Source organism: Terrabacter sp. C0L_2, assembly GCF_036352015.1.
Classification (GTDB): Bacteria; Actinomycetota; Actinomycetes; order Actinomycetales; family Dermatophilaceae; genus Terrabacter; species Terrabacter tumescens.
On the sequence record NZ_CP143557.1, the window covers coordinates 2,075,728 to 2,098,597 of the forward strand.

The window sequence follows — 22,870 nt, forward strand, 5'->3', positions numbered from 1 at the left end:
ACTACCGTCCCCGGGGACCTGCGCCGTGCCCCGATGCGGTCGAGCGCGTGTAGTCCGCGTTCGGGCCGGACGGGGGCGTGAGCGATGGTGCCGCAGCCCAGCTGGTGGGCTTGGCGGCGAGCGAGAACGCCATGGCGCCGCCGTTCTTCACGTCGCGCAGCGGCAGCCACGAGCTCGCGTGCGCGTCACCGTCGACCGTGAGGCTGCTGATGAACGGGCGGGCGGCCGCGTCGTGGTCCGTCGTGATGCGCAGCGCCTTGTTCTTCAGCCACACCGTCGCTGCCGGGAACTGCGGCGTCGACAGGGACAGGCCGGGCGCCGACGCGACGGTCGGATACATGCCCAGCGCCGCGAAGACGTACCAGCTCGACAGGGCGCCCATGTCGTCGTTGCCCGGCAAACCGTCACGCCCGGCGCTGAAGGTGACGTCCATGAGCTTCTGCACGATGTACTGCGTCGAGGCCGGAGCTCCCGCCCAGTTGTACGCCCACGGCGCGTTGAAGCTCATCTCATTGCCCATGTAGAAGGTCTCGGCCTCCTGGCCGCCGTTGAGCTGGGCAGCCGTCGGCGTGGTGCTGAGCGAGGAGTCAATCGAGAAGAGCCGGTTGAGACGGTCGACGGCCCGGTCCTTGCCGCCGATGGCTGCGATGAGGTCGGTCCACGCATAGCCGAACGACCAGAAGTAGTTCGGCTCGGTCGACTCGTGGAAGGTGCCCGGCATCAGCACCCCCGGAGTCCCCGGGGTGGTCGGCGCCGCGCGAGTGGCGATGCGGCCGTTGGCCGTGTCGAAGATGTTGCGCCACCAGCCGGCCCGGTCGTAGAGCTTGTCCAGGTCCGCCCGAGTGACGGCGACGCTCGGGTCGCGACGCACCGAGTCGGGGACGTCCGCGAGGAACGCGGCCGCGGCCCGGTCGCTGTTGTAGCGCTCGATGTTGCTCGACGACCACTCCGGGCTGGGGTAGTAGCCGTCCCGGAGGTACTGCTCCGAGGACGTCATGCTCTTGTTGCCGTTGCACGCGCTCTTCGGGTCGAAGGCCGACTGCTTGACGAGGCGAGCGGCGCGCGTGACGTCGAAGTCCTTGACACCGAAGGCGTAGGCACCGGCCAGGACTGGCAGGGCGTCGTCGCCGGCCATCGGCGTCGAGTCGTCGCTGGCGTCAACCCAGTGGGGGAAGGCGCCGCACTGCTCCGCGTCGACGACCAGAGACTGCATCATCTCGCCGGACTCCTTGGGGGCCAGCAGTGCGAGCAGCTGCGCCTGCGACCGGTAGGTGTCCCACATCGAGAAGCTGCTGTAATGCGTTGTGTAGCGGTCCTTCTCGCCGTCCGGCTTCGTGTAGGAGTAGTCCGCGACGTTGGCCGTCTTGCGGGGCGCGATCCCTCCCGTCGTGTCGACGCCGGTCGGGTAGGGGCGCTCGGCTCCCATGCTTCGGAAGTCACCGTTGACGTCGGAATAGACGGTGGGAGAGCCGAACACGCGGTAGAGGGCGGTGTAGAACTTTACGAGCTTGTCGCGCTCAGGACCGGTCAGCGTGCGGGCGTCGGCTGCCCGGTCGACCTGGATCGTGTTGAGCCTCGCGTTCCAGGCCGTGTCGGCTGCCTTGCGCGCCTGCTCGAAGTCGGACGCGCGGTTCTCGGTGTGGAGGTTGAGCTTCGCGTTCTCGACGCTGACGGCCGAGATGCCGACGCGCATCGTGAGCGTCGGGTCGTATGCCGGGAGCGAGTAGTGCAGCAGCGCGGCGCCGTCCTTCGGCGAGTTCACCGCGTTCTCCGCGGTCTGCTGGAGCGGCCGGTTCACTTCCGCGTAGAAGTAGACCGGCGAGTTCCACGGCGTGCCGTACGGGGTGCAGAAGGCCGGGGCGACGCTCTGGCCGGACAGCACCCGCCCGTCCTTGCTGACGTCGAGCGACACGTGGTCGGGGGTGATCTTGCCGGCCTCGGTCTTGCGGTTGCTGTTGCCGTTGAGCCGGGTGTCGATGGAGAAGTAGCCGGACCCGGCGTCGGGATAGGTGAAGCGCGCCATGCCGGTGCGGGTCGTGGCCGTCAGGTCGACCTTGACCTGGTTGTCGAGCTTCACGCCGTAGTAGCCGGGGGAGGCGGACTCGGTGTCGGTGTGGAAGGGCACACCGGTCGGGACGCCGGTGCTCGAGGCCACCGGTGTCGGCGACGCTGCCGGCATCATCCCGACCGCGCCCTGGCCCGGGCAGCCGACGCCGTTGAGGTGGGTCAGGCTGAAGAAGTTGATCCGGCCGGTGGTCGCGTCGGGCGGGTTGAGGTAGCCCCCCGACCCGTTGAAGTTGGTCCGGGGCATGTCCGGGCCGAAGTTGGTGAAGCCGAAGGGCACCTTGGCGCCCGGGTTGTTGTTGCCCGCGTAGCCGCTCGTGGCCGACACCGCCGTGCCGATGAACGGGTTGACGTACTGGGTCAGCGGCAGGACCTTCCGGTGCTGCGGTGGCACGGCGCCATGGTCGGAGCGTGCGCTGGCCGCCCCGGATGTGCCGGTGGCGAGCAGGGCGGCCGCCGTCACGGCCACCGTCCACCTCCCCTTGGTCCTCGACAGGTGCATGGTCGACTCTCCTTCGTTCCCCGACGCTGGGGTTGGCTCGGAGCCAGCCACGCTAGGGATCGCGTCGAAGCGGCGGCAATGCGAGATGTCGCATTTGTCCGATCAGGACAGCCGGGCGGACAGGACCGGTGACGACCGCCCGATGCGAGCGCCAGCCCCGGCCCGGAGTCATCGAGCTCGCACTCAAGGCGGTCTCCTACGAGCCGTCGGCGGCCCCCGGTCGTCCATAATGGAGGGCATGAGTGAGCACGCTCAGTCGCAGGACGAGCCGGATCTGCTGGCCGAGGTCGAGCAGATGCGGGCCCAGATGACCGTCAACAGGTCGGACATCGACGACCTCCTCAACACCTCGGAGGAGACAGCCGCCCGGGCGGACTCCATCGAGGGTCGCGCCGAGGACGACCGGAAGCGGATCGACGGTCTGGAGTGTCGTGCCGACCTGGACCACGAGCTGCTCCTCGAGCTCCAGGCCGCGGGTCTGGTGCGCGATGAGCTGACCACGCAGCTCCAGCTCGCCCTGCGCACCTCGCGCCGGATCGGGGCGGCGATCGGCATCGTCATGCTGGCGCGCAAGGTGAGCGAGGAGGCCGCCTTCGGGCTGCTGCGCACCGCGAGCCAGAACACGAACCAGAAGCTGCGTCTCGTGGCCGACGAGATCGTCGAGACCGGCGACGTGACGCTGCTGCCTGCCGAGCCGCTCGGTGCCGAGTCCACGGAGTCTGCCGAGGCCGTCTAGCCCGCACGTTCCGCATCCCGCTCGGCGACACGTGCCCGCGACGCGTGCAGCAGTGCCCGTCGTCTGCGTATGCCGTGTGCCCGCCGAAGCGATTCCTCCGCGCGGTGGTCTGTCGCTGGCAGGACTACGGAGGTTCGTTCGTTAGCCTGCTGGAATGACCGAAGCCCTCAGGACCGACCCTGCCATCCCGGCGGAGTCGCCCTCGGGCGACCCGCGTGCCGACCGCGTCGCGGCCGCCGTCAGGACGTGGCAGGGCACGCTCGTCGACCTTGGTGGCCGCAACACGCTGCTCTGGTACCGCGACCTCCCCTCGGGCACGCTGGACCTGACGACCGCCCACCCCGGCGGCGTCTCGATGCTGCTCGCGGGCCGCCGCACCCGCCTGTCCGACCTCGTGCGCGAGCCCGCCGCCTTCGAGGAGGCCCGCCGTCGGGCGCGGGCCATCCGCGCCAAGGCACTCGAGCTTCGCGAGGAGCGCGGCATCGCGGCCGGCTTCATCGCCATCGGCATGGCGACATGGTCGGTGCCCCGCGCCGCCCGGCCGCCGGCCTCGCCGGTGCTGCTGCGCTCGTGCGTGCTGCGACCCACCGGCGCCGCGCAGGAGGACTTCGAGATCGACCTCGGGCCCGAGGCCGAGTTCAACCCCGTGCTGCGCGAGTACCTCCGCTCCGAGCAGGGCATCGAGATCGACGCCGACGCGCTCGCCGACCTCGCCAGCGCCGGCAACGGCTTCGACCCCTACCCCGTGTATGCCGCTCTCGGCCACGCCTGCCAGCACGTGCCCGAGTTCGAGATCAGCCCCCGGCTCGTCCTCGGCACCTTCTCCTACGCCAAGCTGCCGATGGTCGCCGACCTCGCACTGCAGGGGGCGACCCTCGCCGACCACGACGTCGTCGCGGCGCTCGCCGGTGACGAGTCGGCGCTGGCGGCCGTGCGCCTCCGGGTTCCCGAGAGCGAGCCCGACCCGGACCCCGAGCACGAGTACCTCGTCCTCGACGCCGACTCCTCCCAGCACGCGGCGATCGATGCCGTACGCGCTGGGGCACACCTCGTGGTCAAGGGACCTCCCGGCACGGGCAAGTCGCAGACCATCGTCAACCTCATCGCCTCGCTCGCCGCCGAGGGCAAGTCCACGCTCTTCGTCGCCGAGAAGCGCGCGGCCATCGACGCCGTCCTCAGCCGCCTCGACCGCCTCGGCCTCGGTGACCTAGTCCTCGACGCGTACGACGGCCCGACCAACAAGCGGGCGACTGCGCAGCAGTTCGCGCGCAGCCTCGAGGCCGCCGTCGACAACGACGCCACCGAGAGCGACCGCACCACCGCGACCCTGCGCGAGCGCCGGGCCCGGCTGCAGCAGCACGTGCAGGCCCTGCACGCCGTGCGCGACCCGTGGGGCGTGTCCGCCCACGACGCCCAGGAGGCGCTCGTCGAGCTGGGCACCCGTACGCCTCCGCCGACCTGCCACGTGCGGCTCGGCAGTCGCGACCTCGCCGGGCTCAGCCGCACTCGCGCCGTCGAGCTCGGGCGTCGCCTGCGCGACGCCGCCGGCCTCGGCGCGTGGACCCGCGACGGTGACGACCCGTGGTTCGGCGCCCGCATCCTCAGCTCCGACGACGCGTCCCGTGCGCTCGAGATCACGAGCAAGCACAGCACGAGCGGGCTCGACGACGCTGCTCGCCAGCTCAACCGCATACTGTCCGAATCCCGTGTGCCAGAGGCGAACTCGCTCGAGGACTGGAAGTCGGCCTTCGCGACGATGTCGAGCGTCCGCGAGACGCTCGAGGTGTTCCGACCCGAGGTGTTCGACATCCCCCTCAAGGAGCACATCGCGGCGACCGCGACGCGCGACTGGCGCGAGGCGCGCGACGTCGAGATGGGCTGGCTCGACCGCTGGAAGATCCGGCAGCAGACCAAGCGCCTGCTCCGTCCGGGCCGCCCGCCGGCCGACCTCCACGAGGAGCTCGTGTCGGCCAGCGAGCAGCGCGAGCACTGGTTCGAGCTCGTCGGCGGCGGCGGCCGGCCCGAGATCTCGCCGCGACTCGACGAGGGCCTCGCCCTGCTCGCCGACCTCACCGCCGACCTCGAGTGGCTCGACGAACGACTCCAGCCCGGCCCCCAGGGCCAGACGCTGACCTCGCTGCCGCTTCTCGAGCTGCGCGAGCGTCTCGCCGCCCTCGCGAGCCGCCCCGACCGCATCGCGGTGCTGCCCCAGGTCACGGCCGCGCTCGATGAGCTGCGCGCCGTCGGTCTCGGGGGAGTCGTCGACGACCTCGCCGCCCGGGGGATCCCCACCGAGCAGGTCACGGCCGAGGTCGAGCACGTGTGGTGGGCCTCGCTCGCCCAGGAGATCACCGTCCGTGACCCCGCCTACGGCGCCCACGACGGAACGGGCCTGCGCCGCGACGTCGCCGAGTTCGCCGAGGCCGACCGCGCCCACCAGTCCGCCACCGTCGCGCGGGTCCGCGCCGCCGTTGCCCGCAACGTGCGCGAGACCCTCGCCGACCATCCCGCGCACGAGGCGCTCGTGCGGGCCGAAGCCGGCAAGGCCCGGCGACACCGCCCGCTGCGCGACCTCATGCCGCAGGCGTCGCCGACGCTGACGGCGATCAAGCCGTGCTGGGCGATGAGCCCGCTCGTCGTCGCCTCCACCCTGCCCCCGGGCCGCTGGTTCGACGTCGTCATCTTCGACGAGGCGTCGCAGGTGCAGCCGGCCCAGGCGATCTCGGCGATCTCGCGCGCCCGCCAGGTCGTCGTCGCGGGTGACGAGCGTCAGCTGCCTCCGACCAACTTCTTCACCGTGGTCTCCGACGACGAGTCCGACGCGGCCCCGGCCGACGAGACCCTGACCGAGGGCTTCGAGTCGGTGCTCGACGTGCTGGCGGCGGCGCTGCCGACGCGCAACCTCAGCTGGCACTACCGCAGTCGGGACGAGCGGCTCATCGCCTTCGCCAACGAGGCGATGTACGACGGGCGCCTCACGACCTTCCCCGGCACGTCCCTCGACTCGGCCGTCACCTTCGAGCCGGTCGACGGACAGGCCGTCGTCCAGCCCGGCGTCGACACCATCGAGACGACCGACGGCGAGGTCGCGCGCGTCGTCGAGCTCGTCCTCGAGCACGCCCGCACGCGCCCCTCCGAGTCGCTCGGCGTCATCGCGCTCGGCATCAAGCACGCCGACCGCCTCGAGGAGGCGATCACCGAGGCGCTGCGAACCGCACCCGACGTCGCCGCCTTCTTCGACGACGCCCGCGACGAGCGCTTCTTCGTCAAGAACCTCGAGCGCGTCCAGGGCGACGAGCGCGACGCCATCATCCTGTCGATCGGCTACGGCAAGACACCGCACGGTCGGGTGCTGCACCGCTTCGGCCCCCTCAACATCGAGGGCGGTGAGCGTCGCCTCAACGTCGCCATCACCCGCGCCCGCTCTCGGATGACGGTCGTGTCGGCGCTGCGGGCGATCGACCTCGATCCCGGTCGCCTCAAGGCACGGGGCGCTCTCATGCTGCGCGACTTCCTCGCCTACGCCGAGGGTGGTGGCGGGGCCGGCGACGAGGACACCCTCTTCGCCTCTGCTCCCGTCTCGAACGACCCGTTGCGCCACGACCTCGCCGAGCGGCTTCGCCGTCACGGGCTCACGGTCCACGAGGACTACGGCACGGCGAGCCACCGCATCGACATCGCGGTCGAGGACCCCTACCACCGCGGTCGCGCGCTCATCGCCGTCGAGACCGACGGGGAGCGGTATGCCGCGTTGCGCAGCACGCGCGACCGTGACCGTCTGCGTCCGGAGCAGCTCGCCCGCCTCGGGTGGGTGCACGAGCGGGTCTGGAGCACCGACGTGTTCCGCGACCCGGCTCGTGAGATCGCGCGCATCGTGAACCTGGCCCGCTCGTCGCCGCCCCCTCCGGCTGCTGACGCAGCGGCCGAGACGTCGGGGCCGGTCGAGGAGCCTCAGGCCCCGCAGGGTTCAGACGCGGACGCGACGTCGGACGGCGGTGGCGATGCTGCTTCTTCGGACGGGGGCTCGACCGAAGCGGCTGCCGCGACGCCGACGCAGGAGGCTACCGCCCCGAAGCGCAAGCGGCGCCGGGTCTTCCGCAAAGGCACCGCGGCCACCGAGTCGACCTCCGAGACCGACGGCAGCGAGCCGGGCGCCGCGCTCGGGCGCAGCAGCGACGAGCTCGACCTCGGCTGGGGCGAACGCCCCTCCAGCTCGGGCCTCGGCGACCGGTGGCTGCAGGAGCAGCGACCGCCGCACTACGAGTGACCCCTCCGGAGTGACCTCCGCGGAATGCCGCGACCCCGCGCCGCGTTGACGGGCGCATGAACACGACGACCCCGTTCTCGCTGCGCCTCTCCTGGGCCCAGGGTCTCTTCGAGCGAGGTGACCACGCGGCCGCTGCCACCGCCCTGGCCGAGCTCGTCGACGAGGTCGAGTCGTCCCGTGAGAGCTCGTCCGAGTCCGAGGCCGTGCTGCACTCGGTCACCGACCTGCGCCTCATGCTGGCCCGCGCCTACTTCCAGTCGGCGCAGCTCGGCCGCGCCGAGGCGACGCTGACGCAGGTCATCGAGCAGTCGCCGACCGACTCCTACGCGCACCTGCTGCTCGGGCGCACGCTGCAGCGCGCCGGCCGGCACGCCGAGGCCGCCCGTCCGCTCGCCCTCGCCGAGATCCTCGGTGACTACGAGCGTCCTCAGGCCTACGGCACCAGCCGTCCAGAGGCGACCGACCCCGCCTGAGACCCCGACAACTACTCAGACAACTCGAGTGGCCCCGCCGTCACACCCGTGACGACGGGGCCACTCGACTTCGTGGTGGGGCGGGGCGCTCACTCGACTTTGTGTGACTGCGGGGCCACTCGACTTCTGTGGGAATGGAAGTGCCCACTCGACGTGGCGTCGAGTGGGCACTTCGGTGCGTGGCTGAAGGTCAGCGGGCGCGGAGGCTGTCGCGGATCTCGGTGAGCAGGATGACCTCTTCGGACGGTGCCTCGGGCTCGGGCTCGACGCCCCGCTTGCGCAGGGCCGCGAGGTGGTTCATCGGCACGACGACCATGAAGTAGACCGCGGCTGCCACGATGACGAAGCTGATGAGCGCCGTGAGGAACGCCCCGAACTTCACCCCACCGGGCGTCCAGTTGGAGAAGTCCGGGGTGCCACCGATCTTGCCGATGAGGTCCATGATGACGGCGACGAACGCGTCGACGACCTTGGCGAACGCCGTCCCGATGACGACCGCGACTGCGAGGTCAACGACGTTGCCCCGCATCAGGAAATCCTTGAAACCCTTGATCATGAGCGTCCCTTTCTCTGCCCCATGGAAGGGGGGCGTCTCGGTGCCTCGAGGGGATGCGGTGGGTGTCGACTCGTCCCCGAGGGTCCTGCCTGTCCATGCTGAGCCTGCGGCCCGGCCCGCGTGCGGCGTTGCGACGAGAGTGGCTCGTGTGACGAGCGACCCCGGCGGTTCGAGCCTACCGCGGGGCTCGTCCTCAGTGCCGGATGGCGATGACGAGACTTTGGCCGGCCGCGAGCGCGCTGAGGCCGCGCGCGACCTCGGTGGCCTGGCTCGGGTCGAGGGCCAGGGTGACGCGGGCGGGGGCCCCGGTGCCGAGGCCGGTCGACTCCTCGGCGTCGCGCACGGCGAGGACGACGACGTCGGTGGCCGTCCTCGTGCCCGTGCCGGTGGCATAGAGGTCGACGTGGTCGCCGGGGCGAGCGCCCACCGAGGCGGCGTCGAGGACGGGGACGCTGATGGCGACGCGGTCGGCCGGCTGGCCCGAGAGCAGGTCAGGGCCGAGGAGGCGCTCGGGCGTCACGACGTCGTGCACCGCGAGCGGCGCGGCGACGACGCGGCCCACCGCTGCGTCGGGCCGGGTGAGCGCAGACTCGGGTCGCTGTCCGCCCGGCCTCGTCGCGACGGCGACGTCGTCGGGACCGAGCCGCTGCCCGGTCGCGACGTCGCGGACCATGACGAGGGTCGGCAGCCCAGTGCCACCGGCCGGTGCCGGGCGCAGGGCGCCGACGGTGACGAGCACCGCGAGGGCCGCGAGACCTGCGGCCGCCCACCGGCGCCACCGGGTGCGGCGCGCGCGACGACGACGCGGGCCGTCGGGCCACGCCGCCGCAGCCGGACCCCGACCCCAGCGCCCCCCGACGCGCGTCCCGGCCATCAGGGGAGCGGGAAGGGCAGCTCGAGACCGTCGAGGCTGCGACGGCACGGGCAGGTCGCGGTGTCGTCCGGCTCGGCCGCGGGCATCTGCCCGATGGCGTCGCGCAGGATGCCGGTGAGGTGCTCGACGTTGGTCGCGAAGACGCGCAGCACCTCCTCGTGCGTGACCGCGGCGCCACCCTCGACCCCGGCGTCGTGGTCGGTGACCATCGCGATCGTCGTGAAGCACATGGCGAGCTCACGGGCGAGCGCCGCCTCGGGCATCGTCGTCATGCCGACGATGCCGAAGCCGGCCGCCTGGTGCATGAGCGACTCGGCGCGCGAGGAGAAGCGGGGCCCGTTGATGACGACGAGAGTGCCGTCGGGCACGACCTGGAGCTCGGAGAGCCGGGCCGCGTCGACGGCGACCTGGCGGCCGTTGGGGCAGTACGGGTCGGCGAACCCGACGTGGACGACCGGGCCCTCGGCCTCGTAGATCGTGTGCGCGCGGCCCGACGTGCGGTCGACGACCTGGTCGGGCACGACGATGGTGCCCGGGCCGTGCTCGGGCCGGAGCGACCCGACCGCACAGGGGGAGAGGATCTGGCGCACGCCGACCGCTCGGAGCGCCCAGAGGTTGGCGCGGTAGTTGACGCGGTGGGGTGCGAAGCGGTGACCTTTGCCGTGGCGGGCGACGAAGGCGACGGAGCGTCCCTCGACCTCACCGACGACGAGCGGGTCGCTGGGCCGGCCGAAGGGGGTGTCGACCTCGACCGTCTCGTAGTCGTCGAGGAACTCGTAGAGGCCGGACCCGCCGATGACGCCGATCTCGGCGCGCGGGCCCGGAGCGGGCGCCACCGGGAGGGCGGGGTCGGACACGGTCGTCTGCTCTGTCGTCATGGCACGAGCCTAGGGTGGGCTCCCGGCCGGCCGGACGGCATACGTCATCGGGTGGGGACAACGTCCCCGTGGCTCAGGAGGCTGTGGACGACGTGCCGGAGCCCGAGCCCGACGATCCCGTCGAGCCCGTCGAGGACGTGCTCGACGAGCTGGAGGAGCCGGACGTCGTGGATGCGCTCGAGGAGGTCGAGTCGGAGGAGGACGTCGCGGCGTCCTTCTTCTCGCTCGAGCCGCCGGCCGCCGGCGTCGCGGCGCTCTTGGCCCCCGCGCGCGAGTCGGTCTTGTAGAAGCCCGAGCCCTTGAAGGCGATGCCGACCGGGTGGATCACCTTGCGCAGCCGCGGCTCGCCGCACTCCGGGCACACCGTCAGGGAGTCGTCGGTGAACGACTGGCGGATGTCGAAGGCGTGACCGCACTCTTGGCACGCGTAGGAGTAGGTGGGCACAGGTGAACCTCGGACGTCGTAAGGGAAACAGGCCGAGGGTCAGTCTACGGCCACCCGGCGAGGCGTCCGCCGCGGCTGATGTCGCGGATGCGCTGCTCGGTGCGCTGCTTGACCTTGGAGGTCGTGACGACCAGCAGCTGGTCGCCGTGCCGGATCGTCGTGTGCCGGTCGGGGACGAAGCCCTCGCCGCCGCGGACCACGAGGGTGACGTTGGCACCCTTGGGCAGGCGCAGCTCGAAGACGGCGACGCCGTGCAGCCGGGACTGGGGTCCCACGGTCACCTGGATGACGTCGGCGCTGATCTCCATGAGCGAGGTCGACTCGAGGTCGACGTCGACCGAGTGCACCTGCTCGGTGAGCCCGAGGCGCCGCGCCACCCACGGCAGCGTCGGGCCCTGGACGATGGTGAAGACGACGACGAGCATGAAGACGAGGTCGAAGATCCACTCGGTGTCCGGCGTGCCGACGACGAGCGGCACGGTTGCGAGCACGACGGGGACGGCGCCGCGCAGCCCCGCCCACGAGAGGAAGAGCTGGTCGCGCCAGGGCACCTTGAACCACGACACCGACGCGACGACCGACAGTGGGCGGGCGACGAGCAGCAGGACGAGGCCGATGACGATGGCGGGGACGAGCTGCTCGCCGAGGCGCCGCGGGTCGGCGAGCAGGCCGAGCAGCACGAAGAGCCCGATCTGCGCGATCCAGCCGAGGGCGTTGGCGAAGCTCTGGAAGGCGACCCGGTTGGGCAGCCCCATGTTGCCGAGCACGAGGGCCGAGAGGTACGTGGCGAGGAAGCCGGAGACGTGGACGGCCGAGCCCACGGCATACGCGAGGACGGTGAGGGAGACGACGCCGATCGAGAAGAGCGCGGACGACGCGCCCGCGACGCGGTGCAGGATCTGCCCGCCCAGCCAGCCCACCGCGCCACCGACGAGCGCGCCGCCGACGAGCTCGACGACCGCGTGCAGGAGCAGCACCCACCACGGGTCGGCCGTCCCGCCCGGCACGCCCTGGGCGGCGAACGCGACGACGAGGATGACGACCGGCGCGTCGTTGAAGCCCGATTCGGCCTCGAGCATCCCCGAGAGCCGCTTGGGCAGCGGCACGTTGCGCAGCACGGCGAAGACGGCGGCCGCATCGGTCGAGGTGACGATGGCGCCCATGAGCAGCGAGATCGTCCACGACAGGGGGAGGAGGGTGTGCGCCGCCACGGCGACGACGAGCACCGACACGGCGACGCCGACCGTCGAGAGCACCGCCGCCGGTGCCACCGAGTCCTTGATGTTGGACCACGACGTCGTGAGGCCGCCCTCGGCCAGGATGAGCACGAGGGCGGCGTAGCCGAGCACCCGCGTGATCGACGCGTCGTCGAACTGGATGCCGGCTCCGGCGTTGCCGAGCGCCACGCCGATGCCGAGGTAGATGAGCAGCGACGGCAGGCCCGAGCGCACCGACAGGCGCACGGCGGCGACCGCCACGAGCAGCACGAGCGAGCCGACGAGGAGCACACGCGTCAGGTCGTCGAGGTCCATGGTCGACGACGTGATGGATGCGAGTGCGGGCAAGGGCAGCTCCTCAGGTCTGGGGGCAATCCAACCATCCCGGCGTCGGCCGTCGTGGAGCGGTCCGGGGCTCGGTCGACCCACGTCGCCGGTTTGTCGTCGGTTCGGCAACGATGTGCGCCGGCGCCCGCCGGGCTGCGGTCCGGGCCGTCGGCGGTGGCCTAGGCTCGTCGCGTGTCACGGTTGAAGCGCGCCCGTCGGATCGTCCTGCTCGTCTCCGTCCTCGTCGTCATGGCGGTGGTCGCGGTGAGCATCCTGGCGATCGGTGTGGTGCGGCAGTCCTTCCCGGACACCACCGGCCAGCTCGAGATCGAGGGCCTCACGAGCTCGGTCTCGGTGCACCGCGACGCCCAGGGCGTCCCGACCATCTACGCCGACAACGCGAACGACCTCTTCCGCTCGCAGGGCTTCGTCAGCGCGCAGGACCGCTTCTTCGAGATGGACCTGCGCCGCCACGTCACGGCCGGGCGCCTGTCCGAGCTCGTCGGCAGTGCGGGCATCGACAGCGACAAGGTCATCCGCGCGATGGGCTGGCGCCGCGTGGCCGAGCAGGAGCTGCCCAAGCTCGCGCCGGAGACCCGGCAGTACCTCCAGGCCTATGCCGACGGCGTCAACGCCTACATCAAGAAGACCGAGTCGCCCGAGAAGATGTCGCTCGAGTACACCGTGCTCGCGCGCCGCAACCCCGGCTACCGCGTCGAGCCGTGGACGCCCGTCGACTCGCTCGCCTGGCTCAAGGCGATGGCGTGGGACCTGCGCGGCGACTACAAGGACGAGCTCGCCCGGGCCCGGCTCTCGCGCACGACCCGCTCGCTCAAGCAGGTCAACCTGCTCTACCCGCCCTACCCGGTCGACCGCAACCAGCCGATCCTCTCCGAGCAGGACTGGCAGCCGGCGTCGGCCCAGAGCGACCAGGCCGCGAGCCCCGCGCCCGCCGCGCTCAAGGCGCTGCGCACGGCGGACGGCAGCGACGCGATCGACTCGGCGCTCGCCTCCGTCGAGGCGGTCCCGGTCAGCCTCGGGCGCGGCGACGGCATCGGCTCCAACTCGTGGGTCGTGTCCGGCTCGCGCACGACGACGGGCAAGCCCCTGCTCGCCAACGACCCGCACCTCGCCCTGTCGATCCCCGGCATCTGGGGCCAGGTCAACCTCCAGTGCCGCACGCTCAGCGCCGCGTGCCCCTTCCAGGTCTCGGGCTTCACCTTCTCCGGCCTCCCCGGCGTCGTCATCGGCCACAACGACAAGGTCGCGTGGGGCATGACCAACCTCGGCCCCGACGTCACGGACTTCTACCTCGAGCAGGTCTCGGGCGACACCTACCTCCGCGACGGCGACAACGTGCGCGTCACGAAGCGTCAGGAGGTCATCAAGGTCGCCGGCGGCGCCGACGTGCCCCTGACGGTCCGCTCGACCGTGCACGGACCGATCCTCTCCGACGTGGTCCCGTCGATCGACGCCGCGGGCGACCGCAGCGTCGTGCGGGGTGCGCCGCAGTCGAACCGGTATGCCGTGTCGCTCGCGTGGACGGCGCTGACGCCGGGCACGACCGCCGACGCGATCTTCGCCCTCAACCGGGCGACGAACTGGGCCGACTTCCGCAAGGCGGCCGCGCTCTTCTCGGTCCCGTCGCAGAACCTCGTCTACGCCGACACGGCCGGGCACATCGGCTACCAGGCGCCCGGCAAGATCCCGGTCCGTCGCTCGGCGACGCCCGGTGCGGCTCCCGGCTTCTGGCCCTCGCCCGGCTGGGACTCCCAGTGGGACTGGAAGGGCTACGTCCCGTTCGACGACCTGCCGAACTCGTTCGACCCGGCCGAGGGTTTCGTCGTCACCGCCAACCAGGCGGTCACCGCGAGCCCGACGCCGTTCCTGACCTCCGAGTGGGACTACGGCTTCCGGGCGCAGCGCATCCGCACGCTCCTCGCGGCGACCCCGAAGGTCTCGCCCGAGACGATGTCGCAGATCCAGGGCGACACCCGCAACACCTACGCTCCTGAGCTCGTCGAGCGGCTCCTGTCGGTCCAGGTCGACGACTTCACCGCGCAGGCCCAGCGCCTGCTGCGCGACTGGGACGGCAGCCAGCCCAACGACAAGTCGCGCGACGCGGCCTCGGCGGCGTACTACAACGCCGTCTGGAAGTACCTCCTGCAGTACACCTTCGACGAGCTCCCGCCCGACATCGCCCCCGACGGCGGCAGCCGCTGGATGGTCGTCATGGAGCAGCTGCTCAAGGACCCGAAGAACGACTGGTGGGACGACAAGACGACCCCCGGCGTCACCGAGGGGTCGGGCGAGATCCTCAAGCGGGCGCTCGTCGAGGCGCGTCTCGACCTCGCGCGCGAGCTCGGCAAGGTGCCGGCCACGTGGCGTTGGGGGCGCCTGCACCAGCTCGACCTCAAGCACCAGGTCATGGGCGCCGACGGCGTGCCGGAGATCGTCCAGAACCTCTTCAACCGCAACGACATCGAGCTCGGCGGCGGCAACTCCATCGTCAACGCCAACTCGTGGAACGCCTCGAAGCCGGGCTACGACGTGACCAACGGCCCGTCGATGCGTATGGTCGTCGACCTCGGCAACCTCGACGCGTCCCGCTGGGTCAACTCGACGGGCCAGTCGGGGCACGCCTACGACGACCACTACGCCGACCAGATCGACGCGTGGGCGGCCAACGAGACCTTCGCGTGGCCGTTCAGCCAGGCCGCGGTGCGCGACGCGACGGACGACGAGCTGACCCTGGTGCCGCCGTCGCCGGCCCCCGCTCCCTGAGGTCCGCTCCCTGACGCTCGCTGCCTGAGGGCCGCGACGCGATGGCGTATGCCGTGTGCTGACCTCGTCAGCGCAGGCGCACGACGCGGCCGGTGGTCGTCACGTAGCCGTCGACGGGCACGTCGTGCGCGTCCGCCGGCAGGTCGAGCTCGCTCTGCTCTCCCTCGTGCAGCAGCGTGACGACGGGTGCCGACGGGTCGCGGTGCAGCAGGGCCCGGTCGTAGCAGCCGCCGCCCTGTCCGAGCCGCGTGCCGTGGCTGTCGACCGACAGGCCGGGCGTCACGATCAGGTCGCACGTGGCGAGGGCGTCGGTGCCCAGCCAGCGCTGCCGCACGTCGGCGTCGGGCTCGTGGCCGCCGTGGCCCGGGCGGCGCACGGTGGCGTCGTCGCCCGAGGCGCCCGGGACGGCATACCTCCACTCCAGCGAGAAGTCCTCGAGCACGACGGGCACGATGACCTCGTGCCCCGCGGCGAGGAGCGCCTCGACGAGGCGGCCGGTCGGCGGCTCGTCCGGGAGCGACTCGTAGACGGCCACCCGGCAGGGCTCGGGCACGAAGCGCAGGACCGCGTCGGCGATCGCGACGGCGGCGGCCTCGCGGGCCGCGTGGTCCGTCCCGCGCGCGAGCTCACGCCGCCGGGCCCGCGCGGCGTGACGCACGTCACGCTTGGTGCCGGCTGTCACGCTGGTCGGGTTCCTGGGACGGGCCGGACGTGCATGGAGCCCATCGTAAGGTGAGGGCCATGAGTGACCAGGGCTTGCGCGTTTCCGTCGACCTGATGCGCCGGAGAGGCCTGGGGCCCGAGGCCATCAGCGTCTTCGAGCACTACTTCCAGCAGCTGCAGGCCGGCGCGCTCGGCACGATCCCGGAGGACTCGATCGAGCCCCTCGGCGACATCCAGGCGCTCGGTGAGGTGCAGGTCAGCGACGAGGAGGCCCGCGAGGCCCTGTCCAAGACCGCGGTCATCAAGCTCAACGGCGGTCTCGGCACCGGCATGGGCATGACCGGGGCCAAGTCGGCGCTCGAGGTCAAGGATGGCCTGACCTTCCTCGACATCATCGCGCTGCAGGTGCTCGCCCTCCGCGAGCGGTGGGGCGTCGAGCTGCCGCTCGTGCTGATGAACTCCTTCCGCACCTCGGAGGAGTCGCTCAAGATCCTCTCGAAGTACCCAGACCTGCCCGTCGAGGGCCTGCCGCTCGACTTCATCCAGAACGCCGAGCCCAAGCTGCGACCCGACGACCTCATGCCCGTCCAGTGGCCCGCCGACCCCGAGCTCGAGTGGTGCCCGCCGGGCCACGGCGACATCTACGTCTCCCTCGTCACCTCCGGTGTGCTCGACGCGTTGCTGGAGAAGGGGATCCGCTATGCGTTCCTCTCCAACTCCGACAACCTCGGCGCCACCTGCGACCCCGACGTCGCGGCCTGGATGGTCGAGCACGGACTGCCCTACGTGGCCGAGGTGTGCCAGCGCACCAAGAGCGACCGCAAGGGCGGGCACCTCGCGGTCCGCAAGTCCGACGGTCGCATCGTGCTGCGCGACACGGCGATGGTCGCCGAGGGGGAGGAGCGCTACTTCCGCGACATCAAGCGGCACAACACCTTCAACGCCAACAACGTGTGGATCGACCTCGAGGTCCTGCGTGAGCGCATGACGGCCAAGCAGGGGGTGCTCGGCCTGCCGATCATCGTCAACCGCAAGAACGTCGACCCCGCCGACCCCGGCTCGCCCGAGGTCATCCAGATGGAGTCGGCGATGGGTACGGCGATCGAGGTCTTCGAGGGGTCCGAGGCGATCCTCGTGCCCCGCACACGCTTCCGGCCGGTCAAGACGACGAACGACCTGCTCGTCATCCGGTCCGACTTCTTCTCGCTCGACGAGGGCTACCACGTCGTCGCCACCGTCGACGGCCCCGAGCCCTACGTCGACCTCGACTCGGCCTACCGCTTCGTGTCCGGCTTCGAGAAGCGCTTCCCCAAGGGTGTGCCGTCGATGCGCGACTGCACGAGCCTGCGCGTCATCGGCGACCCCGTCTTCGGCCGGAACGTCCGCTGCATCGGCGACGTGCTCATCGACGGCTACCGCCGCGTCCTCGACGACTCCGTGCTCGGGGAGCCGCCCCTCACCGCAGCGGGGCCCGGTGCCCTCCCGAGCGACGTGCGCACCGTCGACGAGCACCTCAAGGCCATCCTCGCGACGCTCGAGCCGTCGCCGACCGAGTGGACGCCGCTCACCGAGGCCCTCGGTCTCGTCGTCGCGCGAGACGTCCGCTCGAAGGTCGACCTGCCGAGCTTCGACAACTCCTCGATGGACGGGTACGCCGTCCGCGCGGCGTCGCTCGCCGGCGCGGCCGATGCGCCCGTGCGGCTGCGCATCGTCGGCGAGGTGGCGGCCGGTGACGACCCGACCTTCTCGGTCGGCCCGGGGGAGGCCGCCAGGATCATGACCGGCGCGCCGGTCCCCGATGGGGCCGACGCGGTCATCGCCGTCGAGGACACGGACGGCGCCGCGACCGGTGAGGTCGAGTGCCGCGCCTCCGTGGCACGCGGCCGCTACGTCAGGCCACGCGGCGAGGACGTCGCCACGGGCTCTGCTGTCGTCTCGGCCGGAGAGGTGGTCGGGGCGCGCACCATCGCCCTGCTCGCGGCGTGCGGGCACGCCGGCGTGGAGGTCCACCGCCGCCCGCACGTCGTCGTCCTCTCGACCGGCACCGAGCTCGTCGAGCCCGGAAAGCCCTTGGGCCCCGGACAGATCCACGACTCGAACTCCTCGATGCTCTGGGCCGCGGCCGTCGGCGCAGGAGCGACCGCCGAGGTGCGCGGTGCCGTCGGCGACTCCGAGGAGGAGCTGCTCGCCGCCCTCGACGAGATCGTGGGCAAGGCCGACGTCGTCATCACGAGCGGCGGGGTGTCGATGGGCGCCTACGACGTCGTCAAGAGCGCGCTGCGCGGCAAGGGCATCGACTTCGTCAAGGTGGCGATGCAGCCGGGCAAGCCGCAGGGCTTCGGCCTGCTCGCCGGCCCCGACGGCAAGCAGGTGCCGCTCTTCGCCCTGCCCGGCAACCCGGTGTCGTCCTTCGTCTCGTTCGAGATCTTCGTGCGGCCGGCGCTGCGCCGGCTCATGCGCCTGACCCCGGAGAAGCGCCGCCTGCGACCCGCGACTCTCATCTCCGGCGTCGAGTCCTTCGTCGGCCGAAGGCAGTACGGCCGGGCCGTCGTGTCCCGCTCCGCCGAGGGGACGCTCGTGGCGGTGCCGGTGGCGGGTCAGGGATCGCACTTCGTCGCCGACCTCGCGCGGGCCAACGCCCTGTTCGTCGTGCCCGAGGACGTCACCGAGCTCGTCGCCGGCGAGGTCGTCGACGTCCTCCTGCTCGACAAGGAGGCCTGATGAGCGACCAGTCGCCCGAGGCGCCCTCGACTCCGGCGTCCTCGCTGACGCACGTCCGCGCGGACGGCAGCGCGCACATGGTGGACGTCTCGGCCAAGGCCGTGACCGCACGTGAGGCCAGCGCGGCCGGGCGGGTGCTGCTGAGCCCCGACGCGGTGGCCGCGTTGCGGTCGGGCCGGGTGCCCAAGGGCGACGCCCTCGCGGTGGCACGCATCGCCGGCATCCAGGCGGTCAAGCGCACGCCCGAGCTCATCCCGCTCGCCCACCCCATCGCCGTGCACGGCGTCGAGGTCGACGTCACCGTCGCCGACGACGGCGCCGACATCACGGCCACCGTGCGCACCGCCGACCGCACGGGCATCGAGATGGAGGCACTGACGGCCGTCTCGGTCGCCGCGCTGGCGCTGATCGACATGGTCAAGGCCGTCGACAAGCACGGCCGCATCACCGACGTGCGCGTCACCGCCAAGTCCGGTGGCCGCTCGGGGGACTGGCATGAGTGAGGGTCCCGGCAAGGGCCGCCGAGCCGTCGTGGTGACGGTGTCGACCCGGGCCGCAGCCGGGGTCTACGCCGACGTGTCCGGGCCGATCATCGTCGACCGGCTGCGGGGCTGGGGCTTCACGGTGAGCCGGCCGATCGTCGTCGCCGACGGTGACGACTTCGGCATGGAGCTGCGCGAGGTGCTCGCGAGCGAGCCCGACCTCGTGCTGACGACCGGGGGCACCGGCCTCACGCCCACCGATGCGACTCCCGAGCAGACGGCGCCGCTGCTCGACCGGCTCGTGCCGGGTGTCGCCGAGGCCATCCGTGCGGCTGGCGTCGCCAAGGGCGTGCCGACGGCGATGCTCTCCCGAGGGCTCGCCGGCCTGTCGGGGCGCACGTTCGTCGTCAACCTGCCCGGCTCGCGCGGCGGCGTGAGCGACGCGCTCGACGTGCTCGAACCGGTCCTGGGCCACGCCCTCGACCAGATCCCCGGCAGCGACCACTGACGTGAGGATGCCGTGGCGTCCGCACCGTGACGGACGGGGCCGGTGGCCCGTCGTGCTGCGCGACGCGACGTTCGAGCCCCCGATCGTGCTGCGTCCCCTCCGGGTCGACGACGAGCGGGACTGGCAACGCGTGCGGCGGGACAACGCGGCATACGTCCAGCCGTGGGAGCCGACGCTCCCGCCCGGCTCGCCGGCGCGCACCCCGGTCTCGTTCCGGCAGTTCGTCCGTGACCTCGACGCCGAGGCCGCCGCGGACCGGGCGATGCCGTGGTGCATCGAGGTCGGCGGGCGCATCGTCGGGCAGGTGCACCTCTTCGGCATCGTCCGTGCGGCGCAGCAGTCCGCCGCGGCGGGCTACTGGCTCGACGAGGCGGTGACCGGGCAGGGCATCGCCACGCGCGCGGTCGCCCTCGCGCTCGACCACGCGCTGGGCGCGGGCGGGCTGCACCGCATCGAGGTCAACATCCGGCTCGACAACGTGCCGTCGCTCCGGGTCGTCGAGCGGCTGGGGCTGCGCGACGAGGGGGTCCGCGAGCGGTTCCTGCACATCGACGGGGCCTGGCGCGACCACCGGTCGTTCGCCGTGACGACGGAGGACCTCGCCGGATCGACCCTCATGGCTCGTCTGTCACAGGTGTAACACCAGCCTCTTGCGCGACACGCCTCGAATGTGCGGGGTCGTTACCGAACCGCGTCCTACCGTGGGTCACGTGCCCGTCAGCAGCCTGATCTTCGTCGTCATCGTGGCGATCTGGGCTGCCTATCTCGTGCAGCACTGGGCGCGCCGGCGCGAGGACGCCGCAGCCACCCGCTCCGTCGACGGCTTCACCCAGGCCATGCGCGTCCTCGAGAAGCGGCGGGCCCTGCCGGCCACCGAGCTCAGCACGCCGCGCCCCCACTCGTACGCCGTCAAGCCCGCCACCACGGGCCGCCCCACCGTCGACGTGAAGCGGGCCGTGCCCGCGGGCAGCACGCGTCGGAGCTCCCCGCTCGTCGCCCGTCGCGCCGACGAGCGCGTCCTCACCGCCACCCTCCCGTCGGGTGGCCGGTCGGACCACAGCCACACCGACCACGACATCGCCCCCTACGCCGCCGAGGTGGACCGCATGCCCGAGTCAGCCGGCCAGTCGCACCACGCAGGCCGCCCCCGGCCAAGCCGACCGGCCGCTCCCGTGCGGGTTCCGTTGGCACAGCGCCGGATTCGCGCGGCTCTGCTCCTCGTCGCACTCGCGTGGCTCCCGGTCTCGATCACCCTCACGGTCACCGGCGTCCTCATGTGGATCTCGATCCCGTTCGCCGTGCTCACCGTCGCCGCCGTGCTCGTGTGGCTGCGCGCCGAGGCCCAGACCGACCGGCTGCGCGCTGGCGCCGACGAGCGCCCTGACGCCGAGGCTCCCCGTGGGCGTCGTGGCTCTCGCCGACGCGCCGAGCACCACGTGCCGGTCCTGTCGAGCGAGGACACCCAGGTCATCCGCAGCACGCCCGTCCCGGCGACCTCCACCGTCGTCCCGGCGTCGCAGCCGCCCCTCGTCGCCCAGCACGCCGAGCCCGGCGTGTTCGACGTCCAGGCGCCGATCACCGGTGAGGTGCCGGTCGCCGCGGCGCAGGCGGTCGTCCACACCGAGGCCGCTCCGGTCGCCGAGGGCAGCTGGAGCCCGGTGCCGGTGCCGCGCCCGACGTACTCCCTCAAGGCCAAGGCCGAGCCGCGCTACACCGACAGCGGCATCCCGGCGGACGTCTTCGACACGCCTGAGTTCGCCGACGAGGCCGAGGAGCTCGACGACCGGGCCCTCTTCGCCCGCCGCGCCGTCTCGCAGTAACCGGGACCCACCAGCAGAACGCCGACAGCTCCGCCCAGGCGGAGCTGTCGGCGTTGTGAGGCCCGGTTTTGTCGCGTTGGGTCCGCCGCCGGGGCGGAGTTGCTGCGGTGCCGGGGGCCGGTCGGTCTCGTCGCGCTCTCTCCGTCGGGCCGAGCTTTCGTGGCTGGTCAGCGCGCTGTACCGCCGAGCCGGGCGCCGCGGGCCGTCGACGGTGCCGTATGCCGTGTGGTGACGGACGCGGGTCCGCGCCACACGGCATACGCCATCGGTTCAGGCGTTGGCGGGTGCCCCTCCGTCGCGCGCGGACGCCTCCATCTCGTGGTCGAGCTCCGCTGACGACTCGTCGCTGAAGAGGTGCTTGCCCACGGCGTTGAGGACGGCCGCGAACGGCACGGCCACGAGCGCGCCGACGATGCCTGCGATGATCGAGCCGGTGGCGATCGCGAGGATGACTGCGAGCGGGTGCACGCTGACCGCCTTGCCGAGCAGGAACGGCTGGAGCACGTGCGACTCGAGCTGCTGCACGCCGATGACGATCGCGAGCATGATGAGCGCGACCCCGGGACCGTGGGCCACGAGGGCGAGCAGCACCGCGACGGCGCCGGAGAGCAGCGCACCGACGATCGGGATGAACGCGAGGATGAAGACGAGGATGCCGATCGCGAACGCGAAGGGCACCTTGAGGATCGCCGCACCGACCGAGATGCCGACGGCGTCGACGAAGGCCACGATCATCGTCGCGCGCACGAACGCCGAGAGCTGGTGCCAGGCGATGAAGCCGGAGGAGTTGACGCGCGTCCGGGTCGCGCGCGGGAAGAGCCGCACCACCCAGCTCCAGATGCGCGGTCCCTCGTAGAGGAAGAAGAAGAGCGAGAAGAGCGCGATGAACAGGCCCGCGACGAAGTGCGTCGCGGTGAGGCCGACCGACGTCGCGGTGTCGCCGAGGTTGCCCGACTCGCTGACCTTGTCGCGGATCGTGTTGAAGTACGCGTCGAACTGGGCGTCGGTGATCTTGAACGTCGTGCGCACCCAGTCGCGGATGCGCTCGAGGCCGGTCGCCACCTGGCTCGTGAGGTCGGAGAAGCCGCTGCTGAACTGCGTGCCCACGAGCGTGAAGAGCGCGCTGATGAGCAGGATCGTGCCGAGCAGGGTCAGGCCGGCGGCGGCGCCCGGCTTCATGACCCGGTGCAGCGAGCTCGCGACGGGGCGCAGCAGCGCCGTCAGCAGGATCGCGATCGCGACCGGCACGATGATCTCGGAGACCGTGCGCACGGCGAGCGACAGCAGGTAGATGGCGGCGCCGATGAGCAGCAGGCGCCAGGCCCACTCGCTCGCGACCCGGATGCTCTGCGGCACGGCCGCGGCTTCCACGCCGGGGATCTCGTCGGGGATCTCGTCGTGGATCTCGTCAGTGGTGCTCGTCGGGCGGTCGTCGAGGTCGTGCGCGTCGTCGCCGTCGCGCGTGGAGACGGGCTGGGTCACGTCGCGAGGCGCGCCGGAGGGGGCGGCGTGGTTGTCGGTCACGACCACACCGTATGCCGCGTGGCGGGCTT

17 protein-coding genes are annotated in these 22,870 nt (G+C 71.9%); 9 read left to right on the forward strand and 8 right to left on the reverse strand.

The window, feature by feature from the left end:
• Position 1: 1 nt before the first annotated feature.
• Positions 2-2,566, reverse strand: a complete 2,565-nt coding sequence (locus U5C87_RS09665) for a GH92 family glycosyl hydrolase (RefSeq protein ID WP_330476363.1) — start codon at positions 2,564-2,566, stop codon at positions 2-4.
• Between the two features lie 238 nt (positions 2,567-2,804).
• On the opposite strand from U5C87_RS09665, the gene U5C87_RS09670 reads away from it, so the two are divergent.
• The 3 genes from U5C87_RS09670 to U5C87_RS09680 all read left to right on the forward strand — a co-directional run bounded on the left by U5C87_RS09670 (position 2,805) and on the right by U5C87_RS09680 (position 8,042).
• Entirely contained in the window at positions 2,805-3,302 is a 498-nt protein-coding gene (locus U5C87_RS09670) for an ANTAR domain-containing protein (protein ID WP_162180991.1), read from the forward strand.
• 154 nt (positions 3,303-3,456) lie between these two features.
• Positions 3,457-7,569 (forward strand): AAA domain-containing protein, encoded by a 4,113-nt coding sequence (locus U5C87_RS09675; RefSeq protein WP_330476364.1) that lies wholly within the window; start codon positions 3,457-3,459, stop codon positions 7,567-7,569.
• Positions 7,570-7,625: 56 nt separating this feature from the next.
• On the forward strand, positions 7,626-8,042 hold the full coding sequence (locus tag U5C87_RS09680; RefSeq protein WP_330476365.1) for a tetratricopeptide repeat protein: 417 nt from the start codon (positions 7,626-7,628) through the stop codon (positions 8,040-8,042).
• 190 nt (positions 8,043-8,232) lie between these two features.
• Here U5C87_RS09680 and mscL read toward each other — a convergent pair whose 3' ends face one another.
• The 5 genes from mscL to U5C87_RS09705 all read right to left on the reverse strand — a co-directional run bounded on the left by mscL (position 8,233) and on the right by U5C87_RS09705 (position 12,360).
• On the reverse strand, positions 8,233-8,598 hold the full coding sequence (gene mscL / locus U5C87_RS09685; RefSeq protein WP_330476366.1) for a large conductance mechanosensitive channel protein MscL: 366 nt from the start codon (positions 8,596-8,598) through the stop codon (positions 8,233-8,235).
• Positions 8,599-8,791: 193 nt separating this feature from the next.
• The gene (locus tag U5C87_RS09690) at positions 8,792-9,472 is read right to left on the reverse strand and encodes an SAF domain-containing protein (RefSeq protein ID WP_330476367.1); all 681 of its coding nucleotides are present in this window, start codon (positions 9,470-9,472) and stop codon (positions 8,792-8,794) included.
• Positions 9,472-10,350: an S-methyl-5'-thioadenosine phosphorylase gene (locus tag U5C87_RS09695; protein WP_330476368.1), complete on the reverse strand. Its 879-nt coding sequence runs from the start codon at positions 10,348-10,350 to the stop codon at positions 9,472-9,474. Before U5C87_RS09695 ends, U5C87_RS09690 begins: the two co-directional genes overlap by 1 nt.
• A gap of 73 nt (positions 10,351-10,423) precedes the next feature.
• Positions 10,424-10,795 carry an FmdB family zinc ribbon protein gene (locus tag U5C87_RS09700; protein WP_330476369.1) on the reverse strand — a complete coding sequence of 124 codons (372 nt, stop codon included), beginning with the start codon at positions 10,793-10,795 and terminating at the stop codon, positions 10,424-10,426.
• A gap of 44 nt (positions 10,796-10,839) precedes the next feature.
• On the reverse strand, positions 10,840-12,360 hold the full coding sequence (locus U5C87_RS09705; protein ID WP_330476370.1) for a potassium/proton antiporter: 1,521 nt from the start codon (positions 12,358-12,360) through the stop codon (positions 10,840-10,842).
• Between the two features lie 228 nt (positions 12,361-12,588).
• Here U5C87_RS09705 and U5C87_RS09710 point away from each other — a divergent pair, with 228 nt between their 5' ends.
• Positions 12,589-15,123 (forward strand): penicillin acylase family protein, encoded by a 2,535-nt coding sequence (locus tag U5C87_RS09710; protein WP_330476678.1) that lies wholly within the window; start codon positions 12,589-12,591, stop codon positions 15,121-15,123.
• 67 nt (positions 15,124-15,190) lie between these two features.
• Here the strand turns inward: U5C87_RS09710 and U5C87_RS09715 are convergent, their stop codons facing one another.
• On the reverse strand, positions 15,191-15,805 hold the full coding sequence (locus U5C87_RS09715) for a 5-formyltetrahydrofolate cyclo-ligase (RefSeq protein ID WP_330476371.1): 615 nt from the start codon (positions 15,803-15,805) through the stop codon (positions 15,191-15,193).
• Between the two features lie 59 nt (positions 15,806-15,864).
• Between U5C87_RS09715 and U5C87_RS09720 the strand changes: the two genes are divergently transcribed.
• The 5 genes from U5C87_RS09720 to U5C87_RS09740 all read left to right on the forward strand — a co-directional run bounded on the left by U5C87_RS09720 (position 15,865) and on the right by U5C87_RS09740 (position 21,317).
• Entirely contained in the window at positions 15,865-18,507 is a 2,643-nt protein-coding gene (locus U5C87_RS09720; protein ID WP_330476372.1) for a UTP--glucose-1-phosphate uridylyltransferase, read from the forward strand.
• Complete coding sequence (gene moaC / locus U5C87_RS09725) at positions 18,507-19,010, forward strand: cyclic pyranopterin monophosphate synthase MoaC (protein WP_330476373.1); 504 nt, start codon at positions 18,507-18,509, stop codon at positions 19,008-19,010. Before U5C87_RS09720 ends, moaC begins: the two co-directional genes overlap by 1 nt.
• Entirely contained in the window at positions 19,003-19,497 is a 495-nt protein-coding gene (locus U5C87_RS09730) for a MogA/MoaB family molybdenum cofactor biosynthesis protein (protein WP_330476374.1), read from the forward strand. The genes moaC and U5C87_RS09730 overlap by 8 nt, the downstream gene beginning before the upstream one ends.
• A gap of 7 nt (positions 19,498-19,504) precedes the next feature.
• Positions 19,505-20,137, forward strand: a complete 633-nt coding sequence (locus tag U5C87_RS09735; RefSeq protein ID WP_330476375.1) for a GNAT family N-acetyltransferase — start codon at positions 19,505-19,507, stop codon at positions 20,135-20,137.
• 70 nt (positions 20,138-20,207) lie between these two features.
• Complete coding sequence (locus U5C87_RS09740; protein WP_330476376.1) at positions 20,208-21,317, forward strand: hypothetical protein; 1,110 nt, start codon at positions 20,208-20,210, stop codon at positions 21,315-21,317.
• 270 nt (positions 21,318-21,587) lie between these two features.
• Here the strand turns inward: U5C87_RS09740 and U5C87_RS09745 are convergent, their stop codons facing one another.
• The gene (locus U5C87_RS09745) at positions 21,588-22,841 is read right to left on the reverse strand and encodes an AI-2E family transporter (protein WP_330476377.1); all 1,254 of its coding nucleotides are present in this window, start codon (positions 22,839-22,841) and stop codon (positions 21,588-21,590) included.
• Positions 22,842-22,870 lie beyond the last annotated feature (29 nt).